Source organism: Rhizobium sp. 3T7 (assembly GCF_020166565.1).
Taxonomy (GTDB): domain Bacteria; phylum Pseudomonadota; class Alphaproteobacteria; order Rhizobiales; family Rhizobiaceae; genus Rhizobium.
Genome location: NZ_JAIQXS010000004.1, coordinates 259,558 through 276,167 on the forward strand (window position 1 = coordinate 259,558; position 16,610 = coordinate 276,167).

The window sequence follows — 16,610 nt, forward strand, 5'->3', positions numbered from 1 at the left end:
CTATCGTTGCCCGATCACAAGCAACTACGTCATCGATATAGATCGAAATTATGAGAAGCCATGATTGTAAGGAAAACGCCGTGCCGATTGCTTCGACATAGAACGAGGACGTGGCCAAGGACGTCATCGAGCGAGAGACTAAATCTGATCAGCCGTGTGCTTGACAGTCCTCCCGGCAGCATCGGGCTATCCTCGATCGTCGTGCATGAACTCTTGCGGCCATCCGAGCGCCGCCAGGTCGCTGAAGACCACCATGCACGGTTCTCGCAGCGTAGACGAAAGATCAAACGCCGATCTACCTCTAAGGATGGTTCCGTCGCAACTTGTCAGTTGCCGTGTGTGAATTCATGGCGAAGAGCGACTTGCGTGACATGGCAAGGTAACCGGTGCGCCTGATCTGCGCGAGGCGTTTTCGGCGGAAGATTTCGGCGGGTGTTTTGTAGCCGAGGCATTTGCGCGGTGTTGCGTTCAGATGATTGCAGATATCGGCGAGATCGCGGTCGGTGATCGACAGCGGATCACCCTCCTTCGACAGCCATTTGCGAGCGCGGCCGTTGGTGTGCTCGACAGTGCCTTTCTGCCACGGCGACTGCGGATCGCAGACCCATGTCTGCATTCCGATGCCAGCCTGCTAATAGGGCCAGTCGGCGAACTTGGTGCCACGGTCGAAGGTGATCGCACGGCGGGCGTCAGACATGACATCGCCGTTTTGGGCGTTTTGTTAGGGGATCTCCACCTCGCGGGATCGGCGAAGGTGTCGTTGAAGCAAGCCAACGGGTATATCCATCACCCTTTCCAAATCTTTGATTTGTATGCACCCGCCTATCGTGAGAGAATTCCGATTTCTTGCAGGATCGCCCCCACAGAGCAGGTCGATCTTAGGACGGGGAAACACAAGGAGCCGGAGTCTCGCGGCGGCCTGAGAACGTCTCGCTCACCTCATGACGATCCATATCACTGACTTTGCGTCGGGCTTTGTCAGCAGCGTTTTCTGTTGTCAGCATCAGAAAGGAAACGACCATGGCCAAAATAGTTTGTGTTCTCTATGACGATCCGGTCGACGGATATCCGAAATCCTACGCGCGCGATGGTCTTCCAAAGATCGACCACTATCCCGGCGGCCAGACGCTCCCCTCACCCAAGGCGACCGACTTTCAACCTGGAATATTGCTTGGAAGCGTTTCGGGCGAATTGGGTCTGAGAAAATATCTTGAATCGCTTGGCCACACGCTGGTCGTCACGTCCGACAAGGATGGCGCGGACTGCGTCTTCGAAAGCGAACTGCATGACGCTGAAATCGTGATTTCGCAGCCATTCTGGCCCGCATATTTGACGGCCGAACGCATTGCCAAGGCATCGAAGCTAAAATTGGCGCTCACGGCGGGCATCGGATCGGACCACGTCGATCTTCAAGCTGCGATCGACCGCGGCATAACCGTTGCGGAAATCACCTATTGCAATTCCATCAGTGTCTCGGAACACGTTGTAATGATGATCCTCGCGTTGGCTAGAAACTACATTCCTTCCTATCAATGGGTGGTCAAGGGCGGCTGGAACATCGCCGATTGCGCCGCTCGCTCCTATGATGTCGAGGGAATGCATGTTGGAACAGTGGCCGCCGGGCGTATCGGTCTCGCCGTGCTGCGCCGCCTCAAGCCTTTCGACGTGCATCTTCATTATCATGATCGGCATCGGCTTCCGGAAGCCGTCGAAAAAGAGCTCAATGTCATGTGGCATGCCACTGTCGAGGATATGGTCAAGGTTTGCGATGTCGTGACCATCAACTGCCCGCTTCATCCGGAAACAGAAAACCTGTTCAACGAAAAAATGCTCTCGCAGATGAAACATGGCGCCTTTCTGGTGAACACCGCGCGCGGTAAAATTTGCGACCGCGACGCTGTCGCCAGGGCATTGGAAAGCGGCCAGTTGGCTGGATATGCGGGCGATGTCTGGTTTCCGCAACCAGCACCGAGAGAACATCCGTGGCGAACCATGCCCCATCACGGCATGACGCCGCACATTTCCGGAACATCCTTGTCCGCCCAAGCGCGTTACGCGGCCGGAACACGGGAAATTCTTGAATGCTGGTTCGAAGGGCGGCCCATTCGTGAGGAGTACCTGATCGTCGACCGGGGACGGCTCGCAGGCGCCGGCGCACATTCCTACAGTGCTGGCAACGCGACTGGAGGGTCCGAAGAAGCAGCGCGCTTTAAGAACACGTGATCTTCAGCTGGCTGGATTCTGTTTAACTGTACAGCATCCCGTGAACCCATGCAGGTCAGATCGACATCTCGCCTTATGAGTTGAGACGCCATCTGGCTCAAATAGTGAAATCGTCACCACGGCCTAGCACCGCAATGTGATTACGTGCCTTGTTTACGCCACGCTCGCGACATCTGACCGTTGCATCACCGTGCTACCTCGCACCCTGCGAAGGAGGACACCATGCAGGACTTGTCTATGTCAGAAGTTTTGAGAGATCCTTTGATCCGGCAATTGCTGCACGCCGACAAAGTGAGCCTCGGTGCATTCGCCGAGCTGCTTGAGAAGGCTGCTAAGGAGCGCGGACGCAGATTTGCGGCTGTCGGTTGGGAAGCGCGCAAGTGTGCGGCTGCTTCGACCGGGCAACAGTACCCGTCAGCCGCGTAAGTTCGAGCCTTTCCCGCATCCTCTGACTTCGATGAAGGCAAACTAGAGGCTCGCCGCAGTGGCCAGCCTTGTTTGTGAACCATGCTCGGTAGATCCGTCGGGCTCCTCGCACAGGCAACACAATTGCGCTCGGGGACTCCCTCTACAGGTGATCAACCGATCGGTGGTCACGACACCTAGGAGCAAAACCGGGATCGCCACGGTCAGCGAGCAGATTCGCGCGTCAGAACATACAGGTTGCCGCCCAGCTCGGAAACGACGATCCGCCGCTCGTCCCAGATAAGCACAGACACTGGGCGGGTCAGGCCCTCGAGAATAACCTTCCGTTCCCGTGCCATTCTATTGAACTTAAGCAATCTCCCACTCGCCTTGTGAAAACCTTCTTTCTGGTCGTAGGTGCCGTGCTCGAGGACAAGCATCTCTCCATCGTTGTCGAAAGCAATACTGACGGGCGCATTGAGCGCTTCGACGTCAATCTGCGGCATTGACTGATCGCCAGCCTCGGGAATCGAAACGATCTCTCCGGCACCGGTAAGGAAGGGAAAGCCGCCGAACAGCGCTATATAGAGGCGCCCGCCGTGAAGGGCGATACCGGCCGGCACCGCATCGGTTTCGTAGCTGTTGCCTTCGGTGAACTCCGTCGGCGAAAGGCCGCGGAGTGCCGTGGCCGCCTGCCTCATGCGGCGGAATGTCAGAATCGTGCTTTTGCTGCCGTCTGGCTGTAGACGTTCGACACTGTTTCGAGCGGAGTCTATCACGTAGTAGCTTCCGCTCGCCGCAACGAAGTCGAACGGATTCCAGAAATCGCTGCTGATGACACGGACCTGACCGGTCGCGTCGAGCGCAACGAGCGCGTGGTCAAACGGCCCTTCTTTGGAGCCGACTGGCGTCCATCCCTGAGCGACGACAAGGCCATCGTCGGCGCGCACGACACGATATGGACCGGTCGGGTCGCCGATCACGTCGAGGCCATGGGGAAATACCGGACCGAATGCGACAAGCTTGCCGTCCGCGCCGCGCCGGTAGAGCCGGCCGCTGGCGAGATCGCTGACGAGCAGGCCTTCGGCGTCGCGAGATAGGCCGGCGAAGGCGGCACCAGGCGTGTTGAAGGTCTTAAGCGTGTAGCCGGGCGGCGCCGTCGGTTCAGCACCGGCGCCGGCGGCTAGGAGCAGAAAACCGGTGACGACAATCAAGGTGTAGAACGGACGCATCTGAAGCCACCGTTGGCTGAGAACCGGAATTCCGGATCATAGGCGAGCCGATAGGTCGTTGTCAGGTGGTTTGGATCGCTGTTCCAAGAGCCACCGCGAAGCACGCGGTAAAGCCCGGCACTTCTCACCGCGCTCCCGCCTTCATACGGCGCGTAGACGTCACGGGTCCACTCCCAGACATTGCCGACAAGATTGAGGATGCCCTCTTTGCTTGCGCCATCAGCGAAGGACACCGCTGGTGCGGTCATCGGATACCCATCGCGCACGTCGCCGGAACAACAGACATCCGCGCCCGAATTTACCCGCGCATTGCCCGGTGGCACCTCGCCCCATGGAAACGCGCTGCCCTGAGTTCCTCGAGCCGCCCGCTCGTATTGTTGTTCCGATGGAAGAACCAACCCATAGTGACGGCAAAATGCATCGGCGTCTCCCCAACTCACCCCGACGACCGGCCGGTCGTCCAATCCCAGGATTGGATGATTGGCGTAAAAGGCTGCACGATGGGCGGTCTCCTTGACGAAGAGCCCATATTGCTGGTTTGTAATCTCGGTGCGATTGATTGCAAACGCCTGCCCCTCCAGTTCGCGCCGCGGGCGTTCGTTTTCAGGGCCGTCGTCGCGGCCGAAGACGAACGTCCCGGCAGGAATCTCAATCAGCGGATTTCCAGCGATGAGGCCGCCATCACCAGCGGTCGCAGCAAATGCAAGGATAATCACCAGCACTGCCGCCCAAAGGCTAGAAGTCAACACGATCTTTGGTCTCGCCATTGAACAGAAATACGCGATCCGCCGCGACCTTGACGCCGATCTGCTGGTCGATCTGACCCGTGAAATTCTTGTCGGCACGCAATGTCATGAGTTGACCTCCCAACCGTAGGCTCACAAGCGTGTTCTCGCCGGTGAGTTCCGCCGAATAGATCGGCGCGACCAGATTGACGTCTGCGTCACCGGCGTCAGTCGGATGGACGTCCTCCGGCCGGACGCCGAGGACAGCGCCAGAGAGGGTCGCCCGGCCGATACCGCCGACCCTGAGGCCGCCGCTTGCGAACACACCGTCTCTCACTTCTCCTGGAATTAGGTTCATCGGCGGCGAGCCAATAAAGCCGGCAACGAAGAGCGTGCGCGGATCGTTATAGATCTCCCGCGGCGTCCCAAGCTGCTCGATAACGCCCTTGTTCATCACGGCCACGCGATGGGCAAGCGTCATCGCTTCTATCTGGTCATGGGTGACGTAGATCGTCGTGACCTGCAGCTCATGTTGCAGATGCTTCAGCTCGGCGCGCATCTGTGTGCGCAGCTTGGCATCGAGATTGGACAGCGGCTCGTCCATCAGAAAGACGCGTGGCGTGCGCACGATGGCGCGGGCAAGTGCCACGCGCTGGCGCTGACCGCCGGAAAGTTCCTTCGGCAGCCGCGACAACATCGAGTCGAGTTCCACACGCCGTGCGACTTCGGCTATTCGTCGCTTGCATTCAGCGGGCGGCACTTTGCGGATCTTCAGCGGGTAGCCGATGTTGTCTTCGACGGTAAGGTGCGGATACAAAGCATATGACTGGAATACCATTGCAACGTCGCGATACTTGGGAAGGACACCGTTGACGCGGTCCTCGTTGATGTAGATGTCGCCGAACGTCGCTTCCTCGAGACCCGCGACCATCCGCATGGTCGTTGTCTTGCCGCAACCGGAAGGCCCGAGCAAAACGAGAAACTCCTTGTCCCTGATGTCGAGGTTGAAATCATTTACGGCAACGAATTCGCCGAATTTCTTGCAGACGTTTTTGAATGTGACGGACGCCATAGGTCTCAACCTTTGATGGCACCCAGGGATAATCCCCGGACGAGATGCTTCTGGACGATGAAGGCGAAGATGACGATTGGCACGCAGGCCATGAAGCCCGCCGCACTGATTTCACCCCAATAGGTGTTGTACTGCGTTACGCGCCCGGCAATGCCGATCGGCAGCGTCTGCGACTGCTCGGTGAGCGTGATGATGAGGGAAAGTAGAAACTCGTTCCACGAGATGATCAGACAGAAGATGGCGGTGGCTGCAAGCCCAGGCCGCGCAAGAGGTAACGCCACATGCAGGAATGCGCCCCACCGTGTGTCGCCGTCGACGATCGCCGCCTCCTCCAGCTCGACCGGAAGATCCTGGAAATAACTCTTCATCATCCAGGTTGCGAACGGCAGATTGAAGGCAGTGTAGGCGACGATGAGAGCCGACTTCGTGTTGAGCATGTCGAAATAGTTGAAGAATAGGTAGAGCGGAATGATGCTGACGATAGGCGGCATCATGCGCGTCGACAGGATCCAGAACGAAATCTGCTTCCGCCACTGCCAGGGATAGCTGAACCGTGCCAAGGCATAGCCGGCCATTGTGCCGAAGGTCACGGAAACGATCGTCGTTCCTACAGCGACGAGAAAGCTATTCAACGCGTAGCGTAGGAACGGACGCTGAATAAACGCTTCGCTATAGTGTTTTAGGGTGGGGTTGCGCGGTAACCACTCCGGCGGCACCGCGAAAATGTCGATATCATATTTAAACGAGTTGGCCGCGATCCAATAGATCGGAAAAAGTGTGACGACCAGCGCGACAACGATCGTCAGATAGGCCAGCAGGCGGATGAGCACCTCTGTGGTCCGGCTGCGCGCGTGTATGGTTTTGGGCAGTGTCATGGTCATTCCGCCAACCGCATGCGTTTCATGAACCAGGTGCTTAAAACGATCGTTACAAACAGCACGAAAAGCGACATCGCCGCCGCGTAGCCTGGATCAGCGAAGCGGTAGGCGACCTGATAGATGTAAAGGCTCAAGACCTTGGTCCGGTCAGCCGGCCCTCCTCCCGTCAGTATGAAGACCAGATCGAAGAGACGCAGTGCATCCATGACACGCAGAAGGAGCGCAATGGCGATAACCGGCTTGAGGAACGGCAGCGTCAGGTCCCGGAACTGCTGCCAGGACGAGGCTCCGTCGAGCGCGGCGGCCTCGTAGGGCTCGACCGGCAAGCTGGCCAACCCCGCCAACATTAGAAGGAATATGAAGGGTGTCCATTGCCAGACATCAGCGACGATGATCGAGAACATCGCTAGATTCACGTCGCCCGCCCATGCCTGCAACGGCAGACCGAGGCGGAACATGATTTCGTTCAGGACGCCGAACTGAGGCTCATAGATGAGCTTCCATGTGATCGCGACCGCGATTGGCGGCAGCATCATGGGGATCATCAGGACTGTCTTCAGAAAGGTCAACTTGCGAATGAACTTGTCGAGGAGCAGCGCCAGGCCGAGACCGAGGATGAATTCTGCCGTCACCGCCGCGACCGTAAATACGGTGGTGTTCCAGAGCGCGACGTGAAATTGCGTGTCGGAAAAAAGCCGCGCGAAATTACCGGCACCGACGAACGTCCAGGGCAGATCGGGATTCGGGCTGATTTTGTGAACGGCCGCATAGAACATGTAGACGCTGGGAAAGATCGTCAGGCCCAGGAGTATGAGTACTGTCGGCGCAGGCATGAGGAAGCGCAAATGCCGCTCTACCCATCGCTCCAAACCGCCACCCGGCCGAAGCGGCGTGGCCACAGTTCCGCTTTCCGACGTCAACATTGACCTCTCCCGTAAAGCCGTACCCCGACGCGCCTGAACTCTCGGGTTTCAAGCTCATCGGACGCGATTGCCGGCGCAGCAGGGGAGCGGCGTCCGAAAACCCCGCTCCGAACAGCTGTTGCCTAGTAAAGGTTCGTGATCCGTGAGACCGCCTCCTGCGAGTTCTTCAGAGCCTCTTGCGGCGTAATCGTGCCTGCGACCGCCTTGGAAAGCTCGATGCCGAAGGCGTTCTCGATCTCTGGCCACTTCGGGTGACGCGGACGGGGAGTCGAGGCCTGGATCGCCTCCATCAACACCGGATAGTGCCGGAACTTCTCTTGCGAGGTCAGTTCCGGGTCGGTGAAGACCGAGGTCCGGACAGGTGGATTGCCCCGTAGGGCCGAAATCTTGATCTGTTCAGGCGAGGTCGCCCACATCATGAAGTCGAAAGCTTCCTGCTTGTTCTTGGAGGCCGACATGATGCCCATGGTCCAGTGGCCGATTTCCGAGCTGCCCGGTTTCGTTCCAGCAGGAATGGGACTGTAGGAGATCTTGCCGACCATCTTCGATTGGGTCGGATCTTCAAAGGTCGCAACCCAGTTCGGCCAGTTGATCGATGAAGCAGCGCTACCGGCGGCCAGCGCCGTGCCAACCTCGTTGGCGTTGTAGCTCTCCACTCCCTTCGGCGAGACATCGCGTAGTGCCATGAATGTCTTCATGGCAGCGGCCCCTTCAGACGTGTCGATCGTTACCTTGGTTCGGTCGGCGTTGAACATATCAGCGCCATAGGACCAGAAGATCGGCATGAAATCGGCAACCACCGGATTTCCCTGGCCGCCTCGGAAGACGTAACCGAAATAACGGCCACCTCCGCTTTCTGTCAGCTTGGTGCTCGCCTTCAATACGTCATCCCAAGTCTTTGGAGCATCTACGCCAGCTTCCTTGTACTTGGCAGCGTCATAGAAAAACATCTGCGCATTTCCCACATAGGGCAGACATACATAGGGGCCCGTATTGTAGGGATTGCGGCAGACCGCCAGCGACTTCGAAAGGAAATCACTGTCAGGCCCCTCCATTCCGGCCTTCTTGAAGTAGGCGGTCAGATCTTCCAGGTGTCCATTCTCGGCGAAAAACGGAATCCACGGATCGTCCATCAGGATAATGTCGAAGACACCGGACTTGGTCGCGCCGGCATTGGCGCCCTGCTCGAACACGTTGGCATAGGGCGCCTGGACGGCCTCCACCTTCGTGCCCTTCAACTTTGCATAGTCTTCGGCAGCGGCCCTGAGACCGTCGCCCTCGCTGCCCGATGGCACGAGGATTGTGATGTCAGCCCATGCGGCTCCGTTGATCGTCAGCGCGGACGTCGCAATAGCCAAGGTGAGAAACAATTTGCGAAGCATTGCACACCTCCCATTCCGAGATGTTATCCCGAGGCCTCTTTATCGGGGGATTCAGTCTTTCCAGCATAGCGAAAACGCTACCTCGACACACAGGCGAACCACTCTGCGAAAAGTCGAAACGTCGCCCGGCATCTCATCCTCGAGCGAGTTGCAAATATTATCACATCGGCAGCTATATTTAGAGTGTCTGTATTAGCATTTTCTGCATTTTTGCCCTGGTGGTCATCGCAGTTCTGGGGTCAGTTTTCCGACTTCCGAAGCTTTCTGATGAAGGGGTTGCGGCAACAATCGCCATTGCGCTTTGCAGCCCATCCGAGGATCGAGACGTCGCATCCTCGCAAGCTAAGCGTTCGAGCGAAAGGTTGAGCTTTGCGTTCGTCTTTGGACGTACCCTGCGATGCTTTCCTTTCTCTTTGTGATTTCTGACATATATTAGAGATCATGCGCGTTCCGCAGGTCGTAGCGCTGAACTTAAAGCGTTGGCGGTGGCTACCGCCAATCCTGATCTTGTTGTTCTCGCTGCTATCAACTCTGGGCATCTTCACGCTATCGGCGTCGTCGCAATCCAACCGCGCTGCGGTCGTCCTGAAGGTGAACGGCGCCATCGGGCCCGCAACAGCAGATTATGTGATACGGGGCATTCAGCGTGCTGGCGAACATGGAGCGGGCTTGATCATCCTGCAGATGGACACACCCGGCGGCCTTGACACCTCCATGCGGGAAATCATTCGCGCGATCCTTGCCTCGCCCGTGCCTGTCGCGGGCTTCGTCGCACCGAGCGGGGCACGGGCTGCCAGCGCCGGCACCTATATTCTCTACGCAAGCCACATTGCAGCGATGGCACCGGGCACCAACTTGGGAGCAGCGACACCGATCGCGCTCGGCGTAAACCCTTTTGGCGGCGATACGAAACCCGAAAAAGAACCGGGCAAGCAAAATGACAAGCAAGCCGAGGCTCCAGGCAGTGCCAGCGACAAAAAAATCGTTAACGACGCGGTGGCGTACATTCGCGGGCTTGCGGAATTGCGCAATCGCAATGCCGAATGGGCAGAGCGGGCTGTGCGGGAAGCCGCAAGCCTTTCATCGACTGCTGCCGCGCGCGAACATGTCATTGATTTCACGGCAGTTGATGTCAACGATCTCCTTGCGCAGACACAGGCGCGCATGGTGCGGGTCGGTCAAACAGATGTCCGCCTCGATACCGCCGGTTTCGCCGTGCAGGAATTCGAGCCGGACTGGCGCACACGCCTGCTTTCCGTGATTACCGATCCAAACATCGCGATCATCCTGATGATGGTCGGTATCTATGGCCTGATCTTCGAATTTCTTGCCCCTGGGACAATGCTTCCCGGCACGATCGGCGGCATCTGCCTCCTTCTTGGTCTCTATGCCTTGGCATTACTCCCGGTGAGTTTTGCCGGCATTGGGCTTATTTTTCTCGGCGTCGGATTGACAGTGGCTGAGATACATTCGCCAAGCTTCGGCGCCTTTGGCATCGGTGGCGGGGTAGCCGTGATCCTGGGCGCAACCATTCTGTTTGATACGGATATGCCAGGCTTGGAGGTCTCGCGCCCGGTACTGGGCGCAATCGCTCTTGCATGCCTCGCTTTCAGCCTTCTCGTTGCTCGCCTCGCATTTACCTCGCGGTTGCGCGAAGTCGCTACTGGTGCGGAGCAGATGATCGGGATTTCGGGCCAGGTTGAGAGCTGGGCTGGGGCCACGGGTTACGTCATCGCGCATGGCGAGCGCTGGAAAGCGATTTCCACCGAGACGCTTACCGCTGGTGACGCCGTCAGCGTGATCGCCCGCAACGGGCTGACGCTCGAGGTCGAGAGGCGCCCCAACGAGACTTAGCGGCCTTCGGAAAGCAGGAGAAGACGTCATGGGTATGTTTGTTAATCTCGCCTTTTATCTCGTAGCGATCCTTATCTTGCTCATCATCGTCGCATCCGCGGTCAAGATCCTGCGGGAATACGAACGCGGCGTCATTTTCACGCTTGGCCGCTTTACCGGCGTTAAAGGACCCGGCTTGATATTCCTCATCCCCTACGTCCAGCAGATGATACGGGTCGACTTGCGCACGCGCGTACTCGATGTCCCCAGTCAGGACGTTATTTCTCATGACAATGTCTCGGTTCGCGTCAGCGCAGTGATCTACTTCAGGGTCATCGATCCCGAGAAGTCGACGATACAGGTCGAGGACTTCATGATGGCGACAAGCCAGCTTGCCCAGACGACATTGCGCTCGGTACTCGGCAAGCACGACCTCGATGAAATGCTGGCGGAACGTGACAGGCTCAACTCAGACATTCAGGAAATCCTTGACGCTCAGACGGATGCTTGGGGCATCAAAGTCGCCACTGTCGAGATCAAACATGTCGACATCAACGAATCGATGATCCGCGCGATTGCCCGCCAAGCGGAAGCCGAGCGCGAGCGCCGCGCAAAGGTCATCAATGCCGAGGGTGAACAGCAGGCAGCCGCAAAGCTCCTCGAAGCGGCCGAAATACTCGCCCGGCAGCCGGAGGCCATGCAACTACGCTATCTAAGCACTTTGAACGTCATCGCCAGCGAAAAGAGCTCAACGATCTTGTTTCCCTTTCCGATGGAGCTCGGTAATCTAATGCCCGCCAAACCGAAATAATCAACCGTCTAGGTTCAGCCCCGTTTGCAAAGCGCAACAAGTGAATCTGAAAGATCGCCATGCGCTTCAGCGCTCAGCGCACCGCCTTGACACCCTCCAGGATCAGGGTGGTGGCGATGTCGGCATATTCGTCGCGACTGACCGGACCGCCCGGGCGGAACCACATATAGACCCAGTTCATCATTCCGAAGAGCGACATTGTCACGGGCATCAGCAGCGGCTTGTTCGCATTGAGATCCGGATTGATCTCGATGATGGTATTGGAAAAACGCTTGACGATCCGGCGCTCGATTGCCCGCAGTTCGTCAAGCTGCTCAGTTGAGAGCGCACTCGTGCCGTTCAGCTGCACTTTATGCTCGTTGTCCGCGTCGCGATAATTTTCCAGCACCTGCCGCACCAGCAGCCGAAGTCTTTCCTGAGGCGTCGCGTCAGGTTCGTCTGCGGCGGCGACGGCGGCTTCCAGTTCCTCGAGATGGTTGCGAATGATGTCGAAAATCAGCGCGTCCTTGCTCGGGTAGTAATGGTAGAGAAGGGCTTTGGAAACGTTGCTGCGCGAGGCAATGTGAGCCATGGAGGCTTTCTCCATCCCCATCTCGGCAAAGACGGCGGCGGCGCTGCTCAAGAGGCTGCGTTGTTTCTCTTCAAAGTCGATCGCGCGCGTTCGTGCCATGTTGTCCTTGCGTTCCTGTTCTTCCTCCGCGCCCTCCACGCGACGAGCTCGTGACAGCTCTTGTTGGGTGCTTACCGGAGTGGTCATCACGCCGGGAAGCAGTCATCCTTATTCCTTCGGTCTGTTGTCGACGACCCGTTTCGCCTTGCCCTCGGACCGTGCGACTCCACCCGGGTCGCGAATCTCGATCTTTGTGGTAACACCAACGACGCTCTTGATGTAGTGGGCAAGGGATTTTGCCGAGGAAGCACGTGCAATTTCGTCGGCGGCCTCGGGCGTACACTCGACATGAACCGTCATCGCGTCCATGCGGCCGGTACGGCTGAGCTCGATCTGGAAATGCGGGGCAAGCCCCTGACACTTCAGGATCTGCTCTTCGATCTGCGTCGGGAAAACGTTGACGCCGCGAAGGATCATCATGTCGTCGCAGCGACCGGTGATCTTTTCGATGCGCCGCATGGAGCGTGCCGTGCCAGGCAGGAGCCGCGTCAGGTCGCGGGTGCGATAACGAATGATCGGCAAGCCTTCCTTGGTCAGCGTCGTGAAGACGAGTTCGCCCATTTCGCCATCGGGCAGAACGTCGCCCGTCGCCGGGTCAACGATCTCCGGATAGAAGTGATCTTCCCAGATGTGCAGACCATCCTTGGTCTCGACGCACTCACTGGCAACGCCGGGGCCCATGACTTCCGAAAGACCGTAAATATCGACCGCATGCATGTCGAACGACTGCTCGATCTCCTGGCGCATGGCGTTTGTCCAAGGCTCGGCGCCAAAGATGCCAACGGCCAGCGAGCTTTCGCGCGGATCGATCCCTTGGCGGCGGAATTCGTCGAGGATGGAAAGCATATAGGAGGGCGTCACCATGATGATGCGTGGCTTGAAGTCCTGCATCAGCGTGACCTGCCGCTCGGTCATGCCACCGGAAATCGGCACGACAGTACAGCCAAGCCGCTCGGCGCCGTAGTGGGCACCCAGGCCGCCGGTGAAGAGCCCATAGCCGTAAGCGACATGAACCATGTCGCCGCGGCGGCCGCCGGCGGCGCGAATGGAGCGTGCCACCACATCCGCCCAGATATCGATATCCTTCTGCGTATAGCCGACGACGGTCGGCTTGCCGGTGGTGCCTGATGAACCATGAATGCGGGTCAGCTTTTCGCGTGGGACGGCAAACATTCCGAACGGATAGGTATCGCGGAGATCCTTCTTGGTCGTGAAGGGGAACTTTGCCAGATCGGCCAGCGATTTTAGATCCGACGGATGGACGCCTGCCTCGTCAAATCGCGCACGGTAGAAGGGTGAGTTCTCGTAGGCGTGGCTCAGCGACCATTTCATCCGGTCAAGCTGAAGTGCTGCAATCTCGTCACGCGATGCTGTTTCTATCGCGTCGAGATCCCCAGAGCGGGGTGATAGGTCTTCCATGTCTGTCTCCTCCGAGATGAATGACCGGCGGCTTTACGCCTCTTGCGGCAAAAGCGTGCCCTTGACGGTGCGCGAGTGGCCGCGGAACTCGGCAATGTGCTCGCCGTTCTGGTTGGTCACGTTGATATCGTAGATGCCGCCACGACCGCGCCGCGAGACCTCCCGCGCGATTGCCGTCAGGCAGTCGCCGGCGAAGGCCGGTGCGATATAGGTGACCGAACAGTGCTGTGCGACGGCCCGGTGATTGTAGGTGTTGCAAGCAAAGGCGAATGCGGAATCGGCCAGCGTGAAGACGTATCCGCCGTGGCAGGTCCCGTGGCCGTTGGTCATCTCAGGCTTGATGACCATCGATATCACCGCCATCCCGGGCGCCACGCGTTCCATCGCCATGCCGAGGTGACGCGTCGCATTATCCTCGCGCCACATTGCGTCGGCGCAGGCATCGGCAAGCCCCTGCGCTGTCAGAACGAGCCTATCCGTCATTGTCCCTTGAACTCCGGCTTGCGCTTTTCCAGGAAGGCTAAGACGCCTTCGGCGTAGTCCGCGCTACGTCCAGCCTGGCGCTGCAGATCGCGTTCAAGCTCCAGTTGCTCATCCAGCGAATTGGTCGCCGCAGCCTGGATGGCGCGCTTGGTCATGCCAAGGCCCTTTGTTGGTCCGGTTGCGAGTTTGGTGGCAAGAGCATTGGCTTCATCAAGAAGCTCAGTATCGTCGACCGCCTTCCAGATCAGGCCCCAGCTTGCCGCCGTTTCGGCGTCGAGCGGTTCGGCGGTCAATGCCAGCGCCTTGGCGCGCGCCTCACCAAGCAGGCGTGGCAGGTTCCAGGTGCCGCCGGAATCGGGTACCAGACCGATCTTGGCGAAGGCCTGAATGAAACGCGCCGAGCGCGCAGCCAATGTGATGTCGCAAGCAAGCGCGATATTGGCGCCGGCACCTGCGGCAACGCCGTTCACAGCGCAGATGACCGGCTTTTCGAGTGTCCTGATCAGACGGATCAGGGGGTTGTAGAAAAGCTCGATCGTGCGTCCAAGGTCGGGGGCCGCCCCACCATTGCGAGGATCGCGATCGCCGAGATCTTGCCCGGCACAAAAAGCCCGACCGACGCCAGTCAGAAGCACAGCCCGCACGGATGCATCCTGATGCGCGCGTTCGAAGCCGGCGCGCAGCGCCAGATGCATCTCTTCGTTGAAGGCATTGAGCTTGTCGGGACGATTGAGGGCCAAAGTAAGGACGCCATCTGCAAACGCCGATAGGACGGTGTCGGATTCGGACATGTTTCCTCCAGTTCCGCCAGGATCGGGCGGCGCATGAAAAAACTCTTGCATAAACCGACCGGCCGGTCAATTATAAATCCACAGCATGAAAGGAACATGTGATGGATGCCCTTTTTGACCGCCACCAGCCGACACTTGCCGCAGCCCTAAAGGCTGCGCAGGAACGCGGCTATTGGTCGGCCTACCCGGAAATCCCGAGTGGCAAGATCTATGGCGAAACCGCCAAGGACGATGGTCTGGCATCCTACAACGTCCGGCTTGGCAAGCCCTTCGACATGTCCGGTCATCCCGCGACGGCACAGGTCGGTGCGGAAGTCTCGCCGTTCGGCCCGACGCTCGATATCACCTATCCGGCTGCCGATGCCGGCACCCTAATTGCCGCCTCGCAGTCTGCAGCACCGGGATGGGCCACCGCCTCTGTAAAGACACGTGTCGGCATCTGCCTTGAAATTCTCGCCCGCCTCAATCGGCGCAGCTTCGAAATGGCCAACGCCGTCATGCATACGACGGGACAGGCCTTTGCCATGGCGTTTCAGGCTGGTGGACCGCATGCTCAGGATCGCGGCCTTGAGGCTGTTGCCTATGCCTACGCAGAGATGACCCGCACACCGACACAGGCCCTGTGGACCAAGCCGCAAGGCAAAGGCGAGCCGATTGTACTGGAAAAGCATTGGCGGATCGCACCGCGCGGCGTCTCACTGGTGATCGGCTGCCAGACCTTTCCGACCTGGAATAGCTATCCGGGCCTGTTTGCCAGCCTTGCGACCGGCAACACAGTCATCGTCAAACCGCATCCGGGCGCAATCCTGCCCTTGGCGATCACGGTTGGCGTCATTCGCGAGGTGCTTGTTGAGGAGGGATTTGACGCCAATATCGCGCTCCTTGCGGCCGATGCGCCAGGAGCCGAAATCACCGGCGATCTCGTAAAGAGCGATGCGGTGTCGATCATCGACTACACTGGCTCGAACAGCTTTGGCGAATGGGTGCGCAAGCATGCTGGCGAGGCGCAGGTCTATACCGAAGAGGCCGGCGTCAATTCGATCGTCATCGCCGCCACCGGCGACTTTGTCGGCATGTGCGCCAACATCGCCTTTTCCCTGTCCCTTTACAGCGGCCAGATGTGTACCGCGCCACAGAACATCTACGTCGCCAAGACCGGCATCCAGACGAATGAGGGTCACAAGAGTTTTGACGAGGTGGCAGCGGGCATTGCCGCGGCGATCGACGATCTGCTTGCCGATCCGACGCGTGCCGCCAGCGTCTGTGGAGCGATCGCCAACCCCGCGACCGTTAAGCGTGTCGAAGCCGCACGCAGCCTTGGAAAAATCATTCGCGACTCTGCCCGGATCGGGTCAGGTGATGCGCGCACCGCGACCCCCCTCATCCTTGCCGTCGATGGCAACGAAACGAATGCGCATACGCAAGAGCTCTTCGGTCCGATCGTCTTCATCGTCGCCGTAGCCGATGCGACCGATGGTATTGCGCAGGCGACCTCGCTTGCCCGTCGCAAGGGTGCAATTACCGCAGGGCTTTACGACACCGACGACAGCCGTATCCACGTGGCTGTCGATGCCTTTGCCGCCGCTGGCGTCAACCTCTCGGTCAACCTCACCGGCAGCATCTACGTGAACCAGAGCGCCGCCTTCAGCGATTTCCACGTTACCGGCGCCAACCCGGCCGGCAATGCCAGCCTGACCGATGCGGCCTTCGTGGCCAACCGATTCCGCATCGTCATGTGGCGCCGCCCGAAGGCGGCGTGACCA

At 58.7% G+C, this 16,610-nt stretch carries 14 protein-coding genes and 1 pseudogene; 4 read left to right on the forward strand and 11 right to left on the reverse strand.

Features of this window, described 5'->3' with window-relative positions; translation table 11 throughout:
- Positions 1-409 precede the first annotated feature (409 nt).
- Positions 410-694: pseudogene (locus K9B32_RS08560) on the reverse strand (IS30 family transposase); the annotation flags it as partial.
- A gap of 326 nt (positions 695-1,020) precedes the next feature.
- On the opposite strand from K9B32_RS08560, the gene K9B32_RS08565 reads away from it, so the two are divergent.
- A complete protein-coding gene (locus tag K9B32_RS08565) occupies positions 1,021-2,223 on the forward strand; it encodes an NAD-dependent formate dehydrogenase (RefSeq protein WP_224561515.1) in 1,203 nt (400 codons plus the stop codon).
- A 629-nt stretch (positions 2,224-2,852) separates the two neighbouring features.
- Here the strand turns inward: K9B32_RS08565 and K9B32_RS08570 are convergent.
- From K9B32_RS08570 to K9B32_RS08595, 6 genes are all read right to left on the reverse strand, one after another.
- Positions 2,853-3,860 (reverse strand): ScyD/ScyE family protein, encoded by a 1,008-nt coding sequence (locus K9B32_RS08570; protein ID WP_224561516.1) that lies wholly within the window; start codon positions 3,858-3,860, stop codon positions 2,853-2,855.
- The gene (locus K9B32_RS08575; RefSeq protein ID WP_224561622.1) at positions 3,839-4,579 is read right to left on the reverse strand and encodes a formylglycine-generating enzyme family protein; all 741 of its coding nucleotides are present in this window, start codon (positions 4,577-4,579) and stop codon (positions 3,839-3,841) included. Before K9B32_RS08575 ends, K9B32_RS08570 begins: the two co-directional genes overlap by 22 nt.
- Positions 4,580-4,595: 16 nt before the next feature.
- Positions 4,596-5,657: an ABC transporter ATP-binding protein gene (locus K9B32_RS08580; RefSeq protein ID WP_224561517.1), complete on the reverse strand. Its 1,062-nt coding sequence runs from the start codon at positions 5,655-5,657 to the stop codon at positions 4,596-4,598.
- A gap of 5 nt (positions 5,658-5,662) precedes the next feature.
- Positions 5,663-6,538, reverse strand: coding sequence for a carbohydrate ABC transporter permease (locus K9B32_RS08585; protein WP_318013321.1), 876 nt, complete (start codon positions 6,536-6,538; stop codon positions 5,663-5,665).
- Complete coding sequence (locus K9B32_RS08590) at positions 6,535-7,458, reverse strand: carbohydrate ABC transporter permease (RefSeq protein WP_224561519.1); 924 nt, start codon at positions 7,456-7,458, stop codon at positions 6,535-6,537. The genes K9B32_RS08585 and K9B32_RS08590 overlap by 4 nt, the downstream gene beginning before the upstream one ends.
- Positions 7,459-7,580: 122 nt before the next feature.
- A complete protein-coding gene (locus tag K9B32_RS08595; protein WP_224561520.1) occupies positions 7,581-8,840 on the reverse strand; it encodes an ABC transporter substrate-binding protein in 1,260 nt (419 codons plus the stop codon).
- A 441-nt stretch (positions 8,841-9,281) separates the two neighbouring features.
- Here K9B32_RS08595 and K9B32_RS08600 point away from each other — a divergent pair, with 441 nt between their 5' ends.
- The gene (locus K9B32_RS08600; protein WP_224561521.1) at positions 9,282-10,694 is read left to right on the forward strand and encodes an NfeD family protein; all 1,413 of its coding nucleotides are present in this window, start codon (positions 9,282-9,284) and stop codon (positions 10,692-10,694) included.
- A gap of 28 nt (positions 10,695-10,722) precedes the next feature.
- Positions 10,723-11,484: a slipin family protein gene (locus K9B32_RS08605; RefSeq protein ID WP_224561522.1), complete on the forward strand. Its 762-nt coding sequence runs from the start codon at positions 10,723-10,725 to the stop codon at positions 11,482-11,484.
- Positions 11,485-11,557: 73 nt separating this feature from the next.
- On the opposite strand, the gene K9B32_RS08610 is transcribed toward K9B32_RS08605, so the two are convergent.
- From K9B32_RS08610 to paaG, 4 genes are all read right to left on the reverse strand, one after another.
- The gene (locus K9B32_RS08610; RefSeq protein ID WP_224561523.1) at positions 11,558-12,154 is read right to left on the reverse strand and encodes a TetR/AcrR family transcriptional regulator; all 597 of its coding nucleotides are present in this window, start codon (positions 12,152-12,154) and stop codon (positions 11,558-11,560) included.
- A gap of 108 nt (positions 12,155-12,262) precedes the next feature.
- The gene (paaK, locus tag K9B32_RS08615) at positions 12,263-13,573 is read right to left on the reverse strand and encodes a phenylacetate--CoA ligase PaaK (RefSeq protein WP_224561524.1); all 1,311 of its coding nucleotides are present in this window, start codon (positions 13,571-13,573) and stop codon (positions 12,263-12,265) included.
- Between the two features lie 33 nt (positions 13,574-13,606).
- A complete protein-coding gene (gene paaI, locus K9B32_RS08620; RefSeq protein ID WP_224561525.1) occupies positions 13,607-14,056 on the reverse strand; it encodes a hydroxyphenylacetyl-CoA thioesterase PaaI in 450 nt (149 codons plus the stop codon).
- On the reverse strand, positions 14,053-14,847 hold the full coding sequence (paaG, locus tag K9B32_RS08625) for a 2-(1,2-epoxy-1,2-dihydrophenyl)acetyl-CoA isomerase PaaG (RefSeq protein WP_224561526.1): 795 nt from the start codon (positions 14,845-14,847) through the stop codon (positions 14,053-14,055). The genes paaI and paaG overlap by 4 nt, the downstream gene beginning before the upstream one ends.
- A gap of 101 nt (positions 14,848-14,948) precedes the next feature.
- Here paaG and paaN point away from each other — a divergent pair, with 101 nt between their 5' ends.
- The gene (gene paaN / locus K9B32_RS08630; protein WP_224561527.1) at positions 14,949-16,607 is read left to right on the forward strand and encodes a phenylacetic acid degradation protein PaaN; all 1,659 of its coding nucleotides are present in this window, start codon (positions 14,949-14,951) and stop codon (positions 16,605-16,607) included.
- Positions 16,608-16,610: the final 3 nt, after the last annotated feature.

Coding starts and splice junctions, on each gene's coding strand:
- K9B32_RS08610 (WP_224561523.1), bottom strand. CDS start 12,154: ATGGCACGAACGCGCGCGATCGACTTTGAAGAGAAACAACGCAGCCTC.
- paaN (WP_224561527.1), top strand. CDS start 14,949: ATGGATGCCCTTTTTGACCGCCACCAGCCGACACTTGCCGCAGCCCTA.
- K9B32_RS08570 (WP_224561516.1), bottom strand. CDS start 3,860: ATGCGTCCGTTCTACACCTTGATTGTCGTCACCGGTTTTCTGCTCCTA.
- K9B32_RS08595 (WP_224561520.1), bottom strand. CDS start 8,840: ATGCTTCGCAAATTGTTTCTCACCTTGGCTATTGCGACGTCCGCGCTG.
- paaK (WP_224561524.1), bottom strand. CDS start 13,573: ATGGAAGACCTATCACCCCGCTCTGGGGATCTCGACGCGATAGAAACA.
- K9B32_RS08605 (WP_224561522.1), top strand. CDS start 10,723: ATGGGTATGTTTGTTAATCTCGCCTTTTATCTCGTAGCGATCCTTATC.
- K9B32_RS08590 (WP_224561519.1), bottom strand. CDS start 7,458: ATGTTGACGTCGGAAAGCGGAACTGTGGCCACGCCGCTTCGGCCGGGT.
- K9B32_RS08585 (WP_318013321.1), bottom strand. CDS start 6,538: ATGACCATGACACTGCCCAAAACCATACACGCGCGCAGCCGGACCACA.
- K9B32_RS08565 (WP_224561515.1), top strand. CDS start 1,021: ATGGCCAAAATAGTTTGTGTTCTCTATGACGATCCGGTCGACGGATAT.
- paaG (WP_224561526.1), bottom strand. CDS start 14,847: ATGTCCGAATCCGACACCGTCCTATCGGCGTTTGCAGATGGCGTCCTT.
- K9B32_RS08580 (WP_224561517.1), bottom strand. CDS start 5,657: ATGGCGTCCGTCACATTCAAAAACGTCTGCAAGAAATTCGGCGAATTC.
- K9B32_RS08600 (WP_224561521.1), top strand. CDS start 9,282: ATGCGCGTTCCGCAGGTCGTAGCGCTGAACTTAAAGCGTTGGCGGTGG.
- paaI (WP_224561525.1), bottom strand. CDS start 14,056: ATGACGGATAGGCTCGTTCTGACAGCGCAGGGGCTTGCCGATGCCTGC.